Source organism: Pseudomonas sp. xss_2, assembly GCF_043104195.1.
GTDB lineage: Bacteria > Pseudomonadota > Gammaproteobacteria > Pseudomonadales > Pseudomonadaceae > Aquipseudomonas > Aquipseudomonas urmiensis.
This window is the reverse complement of record NZ_JBICKL010000091.1, coordinates 1-13,845: the sequence shown is the minus strand read 5'-3', so window position 1 is coordinate 13,845 and position 13,845 is coordinate 1. Positions and strand designations below refer to the sequence as shown.

14 protein-coding genes are annotated in these 13,845 nt (G+C 61.9%); 4 read left to right on the top strand and 10 right to left on the bottom strand.

Features of this window, described 5'->3' with window-relative positions; genetic code table 11:
* Positions 1-15: 15 nt before the first annotated feature.
* The 4 genes from ACF8K2_RS23140 to gpmI all read right to left on the bottom strand — a co-directional run bounded on the left by ACF8K2_RS23140 (position 16) and on the right by gpmI (position 5,240).
* Positions 16-780 (bottom strand): divergent polysaccharide deacetylase family protein, encoded by a 765-nt coding sequence (locus tag ACF8K2_RS23140; RefSeq protein ID WP_392467838.1) that lies wholly within the window; start codon positions 778-780, stop codon positions 16-18.
* 8 nt (positions 781-788) lie between these two features.
* A complete protein-coding gene (locus tag ACF8K2_RS23135) occupies positions 789-2,117 on the bottom strand; it encodes a S41 family peptidase (RefSeq protein ID WP_186556607.1) in 1,329 nt (442 codons plus the stop codon).
* 71 nt (positions 2,118-2,188) lie between these two features.
* Positions 2,189-3,478 carry a murein hydrolase activator EnvC family protein gene (locus ACF8K2_RS23130; protein WP_392467835.1) on the bottom strand — a complete coding sequence of 430 codons (1,290 nt, stop codon included), beginning with the start codon at positions 3,476-3,478 and terminating at the stop codon, positions 2,189-2,191.
* A gap of 229 nt (positions 3,479-3,707) precedes the next feature.
* A complete protein-coding gene (gene gpmI / locus ACF8K2_RS23125; RefSeq protein ID WP_186557607.1) occupies positions 3,708-5,240 on the bottom strand; it encodes a 2,3-bisphosphoglycerate-independent phosphoglycerate mutase in 1,533 nt (510 codons plus the stop codon).
* A gap of 205 nt (positions 5,241-5,445) precedes the next feature.
* Here gpmI and ACF8K2_RS23120 point away from each other — a divergent pair, with 205 nt between their 5' ends.
* From ACF8K2_RS23120 to secB, 3 genes are read left to right on the top strand one after another with little or no spacing between them, the layout of a single operon-like run.
* Complete coding sequence (locus tag ACF8K2_RS23120; protein ID WP_186557608.1) at positions 5,446-5,859, top strand: rhodanese-like domain-containing protein; 414 nt, start codon at positions 5,446-5,448, stop codon at positions 5,857-5,859.
* Between the two features lies 1 nt (position 5,860).
* The gene (gene grxC, locus ACF8K2_RS23115; RefSeq protein WP_186557609.1) at positions 5,861-6,115 is read left to right on the top strand and encodes a glutaredoxin 3; all 255 of its coding nucleotides are present in this window, start codon (positions 5,861-5,863) and stop codon (positions 6,113-6,115) included.
* A 39-nt stretch (positions 6,116-6,154) separates the two neighbouring features.
* Positions 6,155-6,640 (top strand): protein-export chaperone SecB, encoded by a 486-nt coding sequence (secB, locus tag ACF8K2_RS23110; RefSeq protein ID WP_186557610.1) that lies wholly within the window; start codon positions 6,155-6,157, stop codon positions 6,638-6,640.
* Between the two features lie 53 nt (positions 6,641-6,693).
* On the opposite strand, the gene trmL is transcribed toward secB, so the two are convergent.
* Positions 6,694-7,149: a tRNA (uridine(34)/cytosine(34)/5-carboxymethylaminomethyluridine(34)-2'-O)-methyltransferase TrmL gene (gene trmL, locus ACF8K2_RS23105; RefSeq protein WP_186557611.1), complete on the bottom strand. Its 456-nt coding sequence runs from the start codon at positions 7,147-7,149 to the stop codon at positions 6,694-6,696.
* On the opposite strand from trmL, the gene ACF8K2_RS23100 reads away from it, so the two are divergent.
* The gene (locus ACF8K2_RS23100) at positions 7,148-7,585 is read left to right on the top strand and encodes a hypothetical protein (protein WP_186557612.1); all 438 of its coding nucleotides are present in this window, start codon (positions 7,148-7,150) and stop codon (positions 7,583-7,585) included. The two genes, trmL and ACF8K2_RS23100, sit on opposite strands and share 2 nt — an antisense overlap.
* Positions 7,586-8,068: 483 nt before the next feature.
* On the opposite strand, the gene ACF8K2_RS23095 is transcribed toward ACF8K2_RS23100, so the two are convergent.
* The 5 genes from ACF8K2_RS23095 to glnA all read right to left on the bottom strand — a co-directional run bounded on the left by ACF8K2_RS23095 (position 8,069) and on the right by glnA (position 13,562).
* Complete coding sequence (locus tag ACF8K2_RS23095; RefSeq protein WP_392467830.1) at positions 8,069-8,524, bottom strand: transposase; 456 nt, start codon at positions 8,522-8,524, stop codon at positions 8,069-8,071.
* Between the two features lie 161 nt (positions 8,525-8,685).
* Positions 8,686-10,122 (bottom strand): nitrogen regulation protein NR(I), encoded by a 1,437-nt coding sequence (ntrC, locus tag ACF8K2_RS23090; RefSeq protein WP_186557614.1) that lies wholly within the window; start codon positions 10,120-10,122, stop codon positions 8,686-8,688.
* Positions 10,119-11,204, bottom strand: coding sequence for a nitrogen regulation protein NR(II) (glnL, locus tag ACF8K2_RS23085; protein ID WP_186557615.1), 1,086 nt, complete (start codon positions 11,202-11,204; stop codon positions 10,119-10,121). The genes ntrC and glnL overlap by 4 nt, the downstream gene beginning before the upstream one ends.
* A 262-nt stretch (positions 11,205-11,466) precedes the next feature.
* On the bottom strand, positions 11,467-12,000 hold the full coding sequence (locus ACF8K2_RS23080; protein WP_392467827.1) for a chorismate mutase: 534 nt from the start codon (positions 11,998-12,000) through the stop codon (positions 11,467-11,469).
* Positions 12,001-12,155: 155 nt separating this feature from the next.
* Entirely contained in the window at positions 12,156-13,562 is a 1,407-nt protein-coding gene (gene glnA, locus ACF8K2_RS23075; protein WP_186557617.1) for a glutamate--ammonia ligase, read from the bottom strand.
* Positions 13,563-13,845: the final 283 nt, after the last annotated feature.

Below are 13,845 nucleotides of genomic sequence, written 5' to 3'. Positions count from 1 at the left end.
AGATCTGACAGATAGTCAGCGGTTGCTGTAGCGGCCGTTTTTGCCATGTCCGGGCATGGCCTGGTTACCACGCTCGGCAATCATCTGTGAAAGCTCGATCAGCTCGACGCCCTGGCTCTTCAGGCGCGGAATTTCCCGTTGCAGAACCTCCAGCGTCTGTGGATAGGGGTGGCCGATCAGTACCGCCGAGCCCTGCTTGCGGGCCTGGGCAATACCCACCTGGAGCTGGGCGGTGATCGCTTCTGTGGTGCGCACATCATCCAGGAACACATCCCGCGACACATGCGCCAGGCCGATCGCCTGAGCTTCGGCGGCGGCGACCGTGGCGGCACTGGTGCGGCTGTCGACGAAGAACAGGTGACGCTGCTGCAACTCAGCCATTAACCAGGTCATTGGCGTGCGCTGGGCGGTCATGCGGCTGCCCATGTGATTGTTGATGCCGGCAGCGTGGGGCACCTTCGCCAGGGCGGCGTTGAGCCGGCTAGCGAGTTCCGGCAAAGGGATATCGGGGTGCCAGGCGTAGGGGCCGGTGGCCGGATCCATCGGCATGTGCAGGATGACCGTCTTGCCGGCCTTGTGCGCCTGACGGGCGAAATCGATGGCATGCGGCGTGTCGGGCATGATCGCCATGGTGACCGGCCCAGGCAGGGCGAGCGTGCGATTGTCGCGCTCGGTGTTCTGGCCCAGGTCGTCGATGATGATGCTCATATAAGCCTTGGCTGGCGCCGCATGGGCGGTGCCAGCCAGCAGCCAGAACAGCGTAAACAGCAGATAACGCATCGAGAGGATCAATCGCCCTTGGTGATGTTCAGGCCTTTGAGCAGGCTCAGGGCCTGGCTCAGCTGGAAGTCATCATCCTGTGGGCGATCCTTGCGTTTGCTGCTTCCGGTCGGGCGGTCGGCGCCGCCGTTGCCGTTGCCCAGGTGGCCTTGCAGGTCGGCTTCCTTGAAGTTCTCGGTATCGGCTTCGGCGGTCAGCTTGGCTGGGCGCACTTCGATGTCCGGAACGATGCCCTGGGCCTGGATCGAGCGGCCGTTAGGGGTGAAGTACAGGGCGGTGGTGAGCTTCAGGGCGCGGTCATTGGCCAGCGGCAGCACGGTCTGAACCGAGCCTTTGCCGAAGCTGTCGGTGCCCATCAGCACGGCGCGCTTCTGGTCTTGCAGGGCGCCGGCGACGATCTCCGAGGCCGAGGCGCTGCCACCGTTGATCAGCACCACCAACGGCACACCTTCGCTGGCGTCGGCGGCGTTGGCCGAGAAGCGCAGTTCGGAGTTGGCGATACGGCCCTTGGTGTAGACGATCAGGCCCTTGGTGAGGAAGTGGTCGGCCACTTCGACCGCCGACTGCAGCACGCCGCCTGGGTTGTTGCGCAGGTCCAGGACCACACCGCGCAGCTTCTTGCCGTTGTCCTTGCGCATCTTGGCCAGGGCCTTGCCGACTTCATCGCCGGTCTTGACCTGGAACTGGGTGATGCGGATGTAGCCGTAGTCGTTCTCGAGCAGCTGGCTCTTGACGCTCTTGACCTGGATGACCGCGCGGGCGAGGGTGACGTCGAACGGCGTACCACCATCGCGAACCAGGGTCAGGGTGATTTTTTCGCCGATCTTGCCGCGCATCTTGTCGACCGCTTCGGTCATGGTCTGGCCGCGGGTTGGCGCGCCGTTGATCTTGACGATCAGATCGCCCGCCTCGATGCCTGCGCGGGAGGCCGGGGTGTCGTCGATCGGCGAGACGACTTTGACGAAGCCGTCTTCCATGCCGACTTCGATGCCCAAACCGCCGAATTCGCCGCTGGTGCTTTCCTGCAGCTCCTGGAAGTCTTCAGGGCCGAGGTAGGCGGAGTGTGGGTCGAGGTTGCTGAGCATGCCCTTGATGGCATTTTCCAACAGGGTCTTGTCGTCCACCGGCTCGACATAGGCCGCCTTGATCCGGTCCATGACCTCGGCAAAGGTGCGCAGCTCCTCAAGCGGCAGCGGCGACTTGGCCGTCACCTCGGTGGCAGGCACCGGCGCTGGCACCGCGGCTGGCTTGGCCGGCTCGGCGGCAACGGCCAGGGGCGCGCCGATCGCCAGGGCGATGGTCAGGGCCAGTTGGGTGAGGCGAGGCGAGTGCAGCATGTCGAACGAACTCCTGATCCTGTTGGCGCTCCCGCAGGAGCCACGGTGCAGCCACCGTAAAAATAAAATGCCTAGCCACGGCACCATTGCGCGGGGTCGCTGGGGCGGCCCTGCTGGCGAATGGCGAAGTACAAGCCTGCGCTATCCTGGCCACCGCTGTCACCCACGGTGGAGATGGCTTCGCCGGCCTTGACTACGTCACCGGCGCTCTTGAGCAGGCTCTGGTTGTGGCCGTACAGGCTCAGGTAACCATTACCATGGTCGAGAATGACCAGAAGTCCAGCGCCGCGCAACCAGTCGGCAAATACCACTCTACCGCCGTGCACAGCGCGCACTTGGGTGCCGGTGGCGGCGCTGATCATCACGCCATCCCATTTGGCTCGGGCATCGCCACCGCGTGCATCGCCGAAGCGTGCCAGTAGTCGACCATTGACTGGCCATGGAAGTTTTCCCCGAGCGGCAGAAAATGCGCCGCCGTAGTTGGCGCCATCACCAGAAACCAGTGGGCCGAGGGTGGTCAGGGCCTTTTTCTTCGGCGGCTCTGGCGCTTGGCGAGCGGCCAGGGCTTCTTGCTGGCGACGCTTCTCAGCCTCCTGCTGAGCGAGCAAGGCCTTCTGGCGCGCCTCCTCGGCTTCGCGGGCCTGACGAGCAAGGGTTTCCTCGATGGTCTTGAGGACTTTGCCCAGCTCGGCTTGATCCTGCTCGCGGGCTTGCAGCTTCTGGTCGCGCGCTTTCAGGTCGCTGTTGAGCTTGGCCAGCACCTGCTGGCGCTTGCTGCGCTCGGCTTCGAGTTCTTGGCGGCGGCTGTCGAGATTGCCGCGCTGGGCCAGCAGTTGCGCCTGTTGGCTGGCGATGTCCTGTTCGACATTGGCCAGCTGGCGCAGGGTTTCGTTGAAGGTGCGCAGTTGCTCCAGGCGCGCCTTGCTCAGGTAATCGTAGTACGTCAGGGTGCGGGCGAATTTCTCAGGGTTCTGCTGGTTGAGCAGCAGCTTGAGGTATTCCTCGCGGCCATTGTTCTGGTAGGCCGAACGGGCCTGAATGGCGATCAGGCGTTGTTGTTCAACGCGGGCGGACTGGAGTTTTTTTTTCTCGGTATCAAGGCGCTCCAGTTCGCCCTCGGTCTTTTTTAGTTCTTGCTGCAACGCCTCCACCTGTTTTTCCAGCGCGCCGATGTCGGTCTCGGTGCTCTTGAGGTCTTTTTGCACGCCGGACTTTTCCTCCTGGAGCTTGCCCAGCATCTTCTTGAGCTCGGCGATGTCCTGGCGGGTGGCGTCCAGTTGTTGCTGGGTCTGCGCACGCTCATCGGCGAAGGCCGGGCTGAGCAGGCAAGACAGGGCGAGAAGAATCAGGGCGCGAAGCATGAGGTTGGGCGTACCAGGGATGGAGACTGGCCTAGTATGCCCGCCTGGGCCTGCAAAAAAAACGCCTCGCGGCATCTGCGGCGAGGCGTTTGTCTGGAAAGCGCTGGTAATCGCGGCAGTGGGCTGGAACTGCAACGTGGGAGCGGGCTTGCCCCGCGATAGCGCCGGCAGCTTCAGCACGGGGTGAACCTGCCGGCGCTATCGCGGGGCAAGCCCGCTCCCAGGTGAATTAGTCAACCAGGATCGAGGTTCCGGTCATCTCTGCTGGCTTTTCCAGGCCCAGCAGTTGCAGCATGGTCGGCGCCACGTCCGCCAGCACGCCGCCTTCGCGGACCTTGAGCTTGCGCTTGCCAACATAGATGAACGGCACCGGCTCGGTGGTATGAGCGGTGTGCGCCTGGCCGGTGCACTCGTCTTCCATTTGTTCAACGTTGCCGTGGTCGGCGGTAATCAGCGCTTCGCCGCCAACCTTGTCCAGTGCCTCGACGATGCGCCCAACGCAGGTGTCCAGCGCCTCGACAGCCTTGACCGCTGCCTCGAACACGCCGGTATGGCCGACCATGTCGCCGTTGGCGTAGTTGACCACGATGACATCGAAGCGCTGCTGCTCGATGGCTTCGACGATGCGGTCGGTCACTTCAGGGGCGTTCATTTCAGGCTGCAGGTCGTAAGTGGCGACCTTCGGCGACGGGATCAGGATGCGCTCTTCGCCTTCGAACGGCTCTTCACGCCCGCCCGAGAAGAAGAACGTCACGTGGGCGTATTTCTCGGTCTCGGCGATACGCAGCTGGGTCTTGCCGTTTTTCGCCAGGTACTCGCCCAGTACGTTGTCCAGGCTGGCTGGGGCAAAGGCCGCAGGGGCAGCAATCTTGGCCGAGTACTGGGTCAGGCCGATGTAGGCGGCAAGCTTGGGCAGGCGGGCACGCGGGAATTCGTTGAAGTCCGGCTCGACGAACACGCGCGACAGCTCGCGGGCACGGTCGGCGCGGAAGTTCATGAAGATCACCGCATCGCCATCTTCAACCTTGACCGCTTCGCCAATGCGCGTGGCTTTGACGAACTCATCGCTCTCGTCGCGTGCGTAGGCGGCTTCAAGGCCTGCCACGGCGGTATCGGCAGTGTAATCGGCCACCGAGTCGACGATCAGGTTGTAGGCGGCGCTGACGCGGTCCCAGCGGTTGTCACGGTCCATTGCGAAGTAGCGGCCGATCAGGCTGGCGATTCGGCCTTTACCCAACTTGGCGAAGGTCGCGTCGAGCAGTTCGATCGACGACTGGGCGCTGCGCGGCGGGGTGTCGCGACCATCGAGGAAGGCGTGCAGGTAGATTTTCTCGGCGCCACGTTGTGCGGCCAGTTCGGCCATGGCGACCAGGTGGTCCTGATGGCTGTGTACGCCGCCGTCGGAGAGCAGGCCGAGGATGTGCACCGCCTTGCCGGCGCTGGCGGCCTTGTCCACGGCACCGGTCAGCACGGGGTTGTGGAAGAACTCGCCGTCACGGATGGCCTTGGTCACCCGGGTAAAGTCCTGGTACACCACGCGCCCGGCACCGAGGTTCATGTGACCGACCTCAGAGTTGCCCATCTGGCCGTCGGGCAAGCCGACATCCATGCCAGAACCGGAGATCAAGCCGTTGGGCTGGGTAGCCCGCAGGCGATCGTAGACCGGGGTGTTGGCTGCAAAGATGGCGTTGTACTCGGGGCTTTCGCTGTGACCGAAACCATCCAGGATGATCAGGACCAGGGGTTTAGGCGTGCTCGTCATCAATCCCACTCACGGTTGCTAGAAGATGATAAAGACACGCATTTTAGGGCAAATACGCCATCTGGGGCGAAAATTCATCGTGCTGCCCGACCATCGTCCCGACCAGCTGCAATGAAAGCTGTTCGCCTGCCTGGCCTACGGGCTTTGGTGGGCCTTTGGGGCTGTGTATACTGGCCGCCATTTTCAATCGCGTGGAACACACCTGATGGTTGCTAACCTGATCACTTTTGCCACAAACCACTTCATTCTGGTGGCGATCTTCTTCGTTCTGCTGATCCTGCTGCTGGTCAATGAAATTCGTCGCGGCGGGCAGAGCCTGAGCAACGGCCAATTGACCGCCCTGGTCAATGCCGACAAGGGTCTGGTGATCGACATCCGCCCGAGCAAGGAATATTCGGCAGGGCACATCGTCGGTGCGCTGAACATCCCGCAAGACAAGCTCGCCACTCGCATGGCAGAGCTTGAAAAACACAAAGACAAGACCCTGATCGTGGTCGATAGCATGGGCCAGCAGTCTGGTACCCATTGCCGTGAACTGCTCAAGGCTGGTTACACCGCCGCCAAGCTCAGCGGTGGCATTTCCAGCTGGAAAGCCGATAACCTGCCCCTGGTGAAGTGATATGAAGCCCGTCATCGTTTACTCCAGCGACTACTGCCCCTACTGCATGCGCGCCAAGTACCTGCTCGAGAGCAAGGGCGTGGCGTTCGAGGAAATCAAGGTCGACGGCAAACCACAGGTTCGCGCCGAAATGAGCCAGAAGGCCGGCCGTACCTCGGTGCCGCAGATCTGGATCGGCAGTACCCATGTCGGTGGTTGCGATGACCTCTATGCCCTGGAGCGGGCGGGCAAGCTCGACAGCCTTCTCGCGGCCTGATTCACACCGCTTAGAACCCCATTAGGAAAAGGATCTGCCATGACTGACCAACAAAATAACGGCGCCGCCGCCGACGAAAACGCCCCACAATTTTCCATGCAGCGCATCTATGTGCGCGACCTGTCGTTCGAAGCGCCAAAGAGCCCGCAGATCTTCCGTCAGCAGTGGGAACCGGCTGTTTCGCTGGACCTGAACACCCGTCAGAAAGCCCTGGAAGGTGACTTCCACGAAGTCGTACTGACCCTGTCGGTAACCGTCAAGAACGGTGACGAAGTGGCGTTCATTGCCGAAGTTCAGCAGGCGGGTATCTTCCTGATCAAGAACCTCGACGCGCCATCGATGAGCCACACCCTGGGTGCGTTCTGCCCGAACATCCTGTTCCCGTACGCGCGCGAAACCCTGGACAGCCTGGTGACCCGTGGTTCGTTCCCGGCCCTGATGCTGTCGCCGGTCAACTTCGACGCCCTGTATGCGCAAGAGATGGAGCGCATGCAGGCCGCTGGCGAAGCACCGTCGCTGCAGTAAGTACTGCTTGCGAGAAACGAAAAGCGCCCCTTGGGGCGCTTTTTTCATGGCCGTCAGGCAAATCCTTGCTGACGCCACGCCTCGTAGACCGTCACTGCAACGGTATTGGACAGGTTCAAGCTGCGACAGCCCGGCCGCATCGGCAGGCGCAGCTTCTGCTCAGCTGGCAAATTGTCCAGCACTTCGGCGGGCAACCCGCGACTTTCAGGCCCAAACAAGAACGCATCGCCTGGCTGGTAGGCGACCTCGTGAAACGGATGCGAGCCCTTGGTGGTGAAGGCGAACAGGCGCGGCTGGCCGAGGCTTTCCAGGCATCCGGCCAGGCTCTGGTGGCGCTTGAGCGTGGCATACTCATGGTAATCCAGCCCGGCCCGGCGCAAGCGCTTGTCGTCCAGCTCGAAGCCGATCGGCTCGATCAGGTGCAGGGCGCAGCCGCTGTTGGCACACAGGCGGATGATATTGCCGGTATTCGGCGGAATTTCTGGTTGAAAAAGGATGACGTGAAACATGCACGGCTCCAAGCATGAAGATGACGGGCATTCTACCCCCGAACCCGACCTGCGTTCGAAAGCCTTCCCGCGCGTGATGTTTTCCCTGGCCATCGTCGGGGTGATGGTCGGGCTGATGATCGGCCGCCTGACCACCCCTGAAGAGCGCGTGCTGGAGCAGATAGAAGTGGTGCAGGGCGGCCTGGACCTGTGGTTTAACGAAGAGCCCAAGCTGCATGGCGAGAATGTCGAAGGCACGGTTGCAGTGGTCTTCGAAGCACAGGGCAAATCCCAACGTGGGCAGCTGACGTTGCAGGGTAAGCCAGTGGGTTGGCGGGTGCAGAAGAGCGAGGAAGGCTTGCTGCTGACGGTGGTCGCCGCGCGCCCTCTGCAGGGCGACTGGGTCGGTGCAGAGGACGCGGGACGCTGGCGAGTGCAGGTGAGGCTGCACGAATAAAAGAGGGGATTCCCGGCCTGCCTGTACCGAGGTCCCCAGAACTGGAGCGTGCAGCGCGGCGATAGGCCGGGAGCACGCTGGGCGTTCGGGTGTGCAGCGAACTGCACGAATAAAAGAGGGGAATTCCCGGCCTGCCTGTACCGAGGTCCCCGAAACTGGAGATACAGTACTTATTGCAGGTGTCGTGCCAGTTTCGTAAAGCCCGGAAACATTGCGTTTCAAGACAGTTCGGCCAGTGTTTGAGGGGATTTGTGCCTTTGCGAGGTGCATGAAGCACAGCAACGGTGCATGCAGACAGTTCGATTCCAGACAAAGTTAAGGCCTCCCACGCAAACGCTCCCAGGCAAAGTCTCGTTGGCCTTACAACACCTGACGCAAGGCGAGTTGGGGCAGTTGGAGCAGCAATTGCGGGGTATGGTAGGGCGGTTCAGCCCGTAACAACGAGCATTAACGTGGGAGCGGGCTTGCCCCGCCATCGCATCCTCACAGCCAAACAGCGTCCCAATGAGGGTAATCGCCAAGGCGCTCTGCCAGGCCTGCCCGCAGCGGATTGCACACGATATAGCGCGCAAAGTCGCGCACATCCTCATCGCGCCTCAGTGCCCGGTCATGGTAGCCAGGCTGCCATAACCGTCCCTCTACCTTGCCTTGTTTGTATAGCGAGCAACGGCTTCTGGATTTGAATCGCCGCATCAAGCTACACAGCGTGCTGTCGCGCAGTTCGATCAGCCAGTGGAAGTGATCGGGCATGATTACCCAGGCAAGAGAGCGAAGGGCGTTTTCAATTTCGGCTTGGTGGAGGAGCGGGGGGAGGCAGCGGGCAGCACCGAAATCGGCGAATATGGGCCGCCGGTCCTTCGTTGTACTGGTCAGCAGGTAGATACGGCCGGGCTCTGAAAAGCGGCCTCGGCGCAGGCGGTTGGAGGCGGGACGATCCATGTCGGTCTCCTTGAAGGATGAGCTCTCAAGGTAGGCCGCAATGTGAACCGTTGCCAGGCAGGATTGGAGCAGGATGTGTCTGCAACAATGCTATCGCGGAGCAAGCCCGCTCCCGCGTGAGGAGGGGCTGCCGCGCGATGCCGGTCAATGGCTAGCGTAGATCAATGCTCATCGCCTTCATCATCATCCCCGCCATCGACCTTCATCCCCAGTTCCTTGATCTTGCGCGTCAGGGTATTGCGCCCCCAACCCAGCAACACCGCAGCATCACGCCGACGCCCCGCCGTATGCTTGAGCGCCGTCTCGATCATGATCCGTTCAAAACTGGGCACTGCGCTGTCGAGCAGGTTCGACTGACCCCGGGCCAGCGCCTGGTCGGCCCACTGACGCAGCGCCTGCTCCCAGTTGGTCACCGGCGCGGCATCCTGCGGCAGGTTGAGTAGCTCGGGCGGCAGGTCGCCGATCAGCACTTCGCGGCTGGAGGCCATTACGGTGATCCAGCGGCAGGTGTTCTCCAACTGGCGCACGTTGCCTGGCCACGGCAGGTTGCGAATGAACTCTTCGGTCTCCGGTTTGAGCAGTTTGGGCTCGACCGCCAACTCCTGGGCCGCACGCCCGAGGAAGTGTCGCGCCAAGGTCGGAATATCTTCGCGGCGATCCGCCAGGCGCGGGATATGGATGCGGATGACGTTCAGGCGATGGAACAAGTCTTCCCGGAACTTGCCGGCCTGCACCAGGGTTTCCAGATTCTGGTGGGTCGCGGCGATGATGCGCACGTCGACCTTGACCGGCACATGGCCGCCAACCCGGTAAAACTCGCCGTCGGCCAGCACCCGCAACAGGCGGGTCTGGGTGTCGGCGGGCATGTCGCCGATTTCGTCGAGGAACAGGGTGCCACCGTCGGCCTGTTCGAAGCGGCCGCGGCGCAGGTTGGCCGCGCCGGTGAAGGCGCCCTTCTCGTGACCGAACAACTCGGACTCCATCAAATCCTTGGGGATCGCCGCCATGTTCAAGGCGATGAACGGCGACGCCGCGCGCGGGCTGTGGCGGTGCAGGGCGTGGGCCACCAGCTCTTTACCGGTGCCCGACTCGCCGTTGATCAGCACGGTGATGTTGGAGTGGCTGAGCCGGCCAATGGCGCGGAACACCTCCTGCATCGCCGGCGCTTCACCGATGATCTCCGGGGTGCGGGTCAGGGTTGCCGGTACGTCCAGGCCTTGCTGCTCCTGGGCATGCTGATTGGCGCGCTTGACCAGCGATACCGCCTCGTCCACGTCGAATGGCTTGGGCAGGTACTCGAACGCGCCGCCCTGGTACGAAGCAACGGCGCTGTCTAGGTCGGAATGGGCGGTCATGATGATCACCGGCAGGCGCGGATGCTGTTCGCGGATCTGCGCCAACAGGTCCAGGCCACTGGCACCAGGCATGCGGATGTCGGAGATGATCACGTCCGGCTGCTGCCGGGCCAGGCGGCCCATGACGCCGTCGGCGCTATCGAAGCTCTGGGTGGTCATGCCTTCTTGTTGCAGGGCTTTTTCCAGGACCCAGCGGATGGAGCGATCATCGTCGACGATCCAGACGGTTTCACTGCGGCTCATTGGGCTGTGGCTCCTTGTTCCAGGGGCAGGAAGATCGAGAAGGTGGTGTGGCCGGCGTGGCTTTCACATTCGATCAGGCCCTGGTGCTGGCTGATGATGTTCTGGGTGATGGCCAGGCCGAGCCCGGTGCCGTCCGGGCGTCCGCTGACCATGGGATAGAAGAGGGTGTCTTGCAGTTCCGCCGGGATGCCGGGGCCGTTGTCGGTGATTTCGACCCGAGCCACCAGGCGATGACGGATGTGGCCGATGGTGAACTGGCGCACCGCACGGCTGCGCAGAGTGATACGACCCAGGCGCAGCTCGTTCTGGCCACTGATCGCCTGCATGGCGTTGCGCACGATATTGAGGACGGCCTGGATCATCTGTTCGCGGTCGATCAGCACGTCCGGCAGGCTCGGGTCGTAATCGCGCACCAAAGTGATGCCGCCCTGGCTCTCGGCCTCGACCAGGCTGCACACCCGCTCCAGCACTTCATGCACGTTGGTCATCGCAAGCGACGGCAGTTTGTTCGAACCGAGCATACGATCGACCAGGTTGCGCAGGCGGTCGGCCTCTTCGATGATCACGTTGGTGTAGTCGCGCAGGCCATCCTCGGGCAGTTCGCGCGCGAGCAACTGTGCCGCGCCGCGAATACCGCCTAGCGGGTTCTTGATCTCGTGGGCCAGGCCACGCACCAGCATCTTGGTGGTTTCCTGCTTGGACAGCTGGGCTTCTTCTTTAGTGATGCGCAGCAGTCGGTCGCGCGGGTGAACTTCAAGCAGCAACAGGGTCTGGCCCTGATGCAGGATCGGCGTGACGGCGTAGTCGACAGTGATGCTCTGGCCGGTCAACGAGGTCAGTTGGGCTTCGCGCTTGGTAAACGGGTGGGCTTGTTCCACCGCCTGGCGCAGCGAGTTGAGCGCTTCAGTCGACTCGGTGAACAGCTCGCTGATGAACTGGCCATGGCTGCGCTGGCCACTGACGGCCAGCAGCATTTCCGCAGCCGGGTTCATGTACTCCAGGCGCAGCTCGGCATTGAGCAGCAGCGTGGCGGTGGTCAGGTTGTCCAGAAGCAGACGGTGCTGTGCATCGCTGATGGTCATGGGGCGTCGTTGACCTCTTTTGGCACATGGGCCGCCGTTGGCTGGGCCAAGGGCGGGCGCGCTGGTGATCCGTGTGATGGCTTGAAAATGCAAGAAACAAACCAAGGCTCCGAAAAGAAGCGCAATTTCCCGAGAAACACCTGCGGCCGCGCCATTCGGGGGATTTAAATCGTGGTTTATCGTTTCACGTGACCCAAATTGGGCTGCACCACGGGGCACTTAGACTTTGTATGCACCAATATAGAGCATAGCGACGCTTGGCTCATTCACACAGCTGGCCAGTGGCGCGGATCATCGCCAGGTGATGCAGGAAGTCGCCCTCGCGCTGTCGCAGTGCCACGGCGACTTGTTGCGGGCAATGGGCAGAACGGCTCTGGCGGAACCGCGCCAGGTTGCGCAGCAGATCATCCTGCAGGACATCCAGGCGTGGGCGAATCTTGCTTTGCAGGTCTTGGCGCGGCAGGTCAGGGGCTTCGCCATCCAGTCGCCATTGCGACAACAAGGCGTATTGCAGCAGCTTGTTGGCTTCCATCTGGTCGGCGAAGAACGCCTCGGCGTGTTCTGCGCTGAGTTGATGGGCAGGGGCTGAGCGGCGCACGGCGTCGAGCACCGATTGCTCGCGGGCAGTGGCCTGGACCGGTTGCTGGCGGTCCCACTTGTGCAGGGCCACGGCTTCGGCAATCGCCAGCCGGCGTTCGATGTTGTCGAGTAATCGGGACAGGGCGGGATCGACTGGCTCGGCACTGCAGCCAGTGAGGGCGAGTGCGCAGCACAGCGCAAATGAGGCAAGGCGCATGATGAGTCTCCTGTGGCAGTGGAGCCTCGAAGTGTGCAGTCAGTCTGAAATAGCGGCAGTCAGACACTTCCGAAAAATGTGCCCCTGAAAACAGAAACGGCCTCGCGAAGGAGGCCGTTTCTTGGTGATGATTGCGGCGCCAGGCGCCGCTTGCATCAGACGCTGTAGTACAGATCGTATTCCAGCGGGTGGACGAAGGTGCGAACGCGGATTTCTTCTTCCGACTTCAGTTCGATGTAGGCATCGATGAAGTCGTCGGAGAACACGCCGCCCTTGGTCAGGAACGCACGGCCCTTGTCCAGCTCTTCCAGGGCTTCTTTCAGGCTACCGCAAACCTGTGGGATTTCCTTGGCCTCTTCAGGCGGCAGGTCGTACAGGTTCTTGTCGGCGGCATCGCCTGGGTGGATCTTGTTCTGGATGCCGTCCAGGCCAGCCATCAGCAGTGCGGCGAAGCACAGGTATGGGTTGGCAGCTGGGTCCGGGAAGCGCGCTTCGATGCGGCGGGCTTTCGGGCTGGAAACGTAAGGGATACGGATCGAAGCCGAACGGTTACGGGCCGAGTAGGCCAGCATGACCGGAGCTTCGAAGCCTGGTACCAGACGCTTGTAGGAGTTGGTAGCCGGGTTGGTGAAGCCGTTCAGGGCTTTACCGTGCTTGATGATGCCGCCGATGAAGTACAGGGCGGTTTCCGACAGGCCGGCATAGCCTTCACCAGCGAAGGTGTTCTTGCCTTCTTTGGCGATCGACATGTGCACGTGCATGCCCGAGCCGTTGTCACCGTACAGTGGCTTAGGCATGAAGGTCGCGGTGCGGCCGTAGGCGTCGGCAACGTTGTGCACGCAGTACTTCAGGGTCTGAACTTCGTCAGCCTTGGCTACCAGGGTGTTGAACTTGACGCCGATTTCGTTCTGGCCGGCAGTTGCCACTTCGTGGTGGTGAACTTCGACGACCTGGCCCATTTCTTCCAGGGCGTTGCACATTGCGGTGCGGATTTCGTGGTCGTGGTCGACCGGCGGCAGCGGGAAGTAGCCGCCTTTGACGCCTGGACGGTGGCCTTTGTTGCCGCCTTCGACGTCCTGGTCGGTCATCCACGAGCCTTGCTCGGAGAAGATCTTGAACATCGAACCGGAGATGTCGGACTTGAACTTGACGTCGTCGAAGATGAAGAACTCAGGCTCTGGACCGACGAAGACGGTGTCACCGATACCGGTGGTCTTCAGGTACTCTTCGGCGCGACGGGCGATAGCGCGTGGGTCGCGGTCGTAGCCTTGCATGGTGGACGGCTCGATCACGTCGCAGACCAGGATCAGGGTCGGCTCTTCGGTGAACGGGTCCAGCACGGCGGTGCTGTCATCCGGCAGCAGGATCATGTCGGAGGCTTCGATGCCTTTCCAACCTTCGATGGAGGAGCCATCGAACATCTTGCCAGCTTCGAAGAACTCATCATCCAGCGCATCGCGAGCTGGCATGGTGACGTGTTGCTGCTTGCCTTTGGTGTCCGTGAAACGCAGATCAATCCACTTGACGTCATGATCTTTGATGAGCTGAACCGACTTCGACATGTTGTCCTCCGGATGGTCTAGAGCGCGGTGGGCCGCTGCCCTGGAAAAAGGGTGTCGCCGGGCGCGCATAGTCGGCCAAGCTTACCTGCCTCACAAGGGAGCAAATTGCATGCCAGTGCCCAAAAATGGCGAGGGCGGGACAAAAGCAGGCGTTTAGGGGCATTTATTCAGAGATGGGCGGGCTTCGACGCACTGATAAGAGGCGTTTTTGAAAGGTTGCGCACCGTAATGGTGCGTAATTCAGCTATCGCTCATTGTCAGGGCTCTATCGCGGGGCAAGCCC

Bases quoted from the DNA above. Each gene is read 5' to 3' on its own strand.
- ACF8K2_RS23140 (WP_392467838.1), bottom strand. From the start codon at position 780: ATGCGTTATCTGCTGTTTACGCTGTTCTGGCTGCTGGCTGGCACCGCC.
- ACF8K2_RS23135 (WP_186556607.1), bottom strand. From the start codon at position 2,117: ATGCTGCACTCGCCTCGCCTCACCCAACTGGCCCTGACCATCGCCCTG.
- ACF8K2_RS23130 (WP_392467835.1), bottom strand. From the start codon at position 3,478: ATGCTTCGCGCCCTGATTCTTCTCGCCCTGTCTTGCCTGCTCAGCCCG.
- gpmI (WP_186557607.1), bottom strand. From the start codon at position 5,240: ATGACGAGCACGCCTAAACCCCTGGTCCTGATCATCCTGGATGGTTTC.
- ACF8K2_RS23120 (WP_186557608.1), top strand. From the start codon at position 5,446: ATGGTTGCTAACCTGATCACTTTTGCCACAAACCACTTCATTCTGGTG.
- grxC (WP_186557609.1), top strand. From the start codon at position 5,861: ATGAAGCCCGTCATCGTTTACTCCAGCGACTACTGCCCCTACTGCATG.
- secB (WP_186557610.1), top strand. From the start codon at position 6,155: ATGACTGACCAACAAAATAACGGCGCCGCCGCCGACGAAAACGCCCCA.
- ACF8K2_RS23100 (WP_186557612.1), top strand. From the start codon at position 7,148: ATGCACGGCTCCAAGCATGAAGATGACGGGCATTCTACCCCCGAACCC.
- trmL (WP_186557611.1), bottom strand. From the start codon at position 7,149: ATGTTTCACGTCATCCTTTTTCAACCAGAAATTCCGCCGAATACCGGC.
- ACF8K2_RS23095 (WP_392467830.1), bottom strand. From the start codon at position 8,524: ATGGATCGTCCCGCCTCCAACCGCCTGCGCCGAGGCCGCTTTTCAGAG.
- ntrC (WP_186557614.1), bottom strand. From the start codon at position 10,122: ATGAGCCGCAGTGAAACCGTCTGGATCGTCGACGATGATCGCTCCATC.
- glnL (WP_186557615.1), bottom strand. From the start codon at position 11,204: ATGACCATCAGCGATGCACAGCACCGTCTGCTTCTGGACAACCTGACC.
- ACF8K2_RS23080 (WP_392467827.1), bottom strand. From the start codon at position 12,000: ATGCGCCTTGCCTCATTTGCGCTGTGCTGCGCACTCGCCCTCACTGGC.
- glnA (WP_186557617.1), bottom strand. From the start codon at position 13,562: ATGTCGAAGTCGGTTCAGCTCATCAAAGATCATGACGTCAAGTGGATT.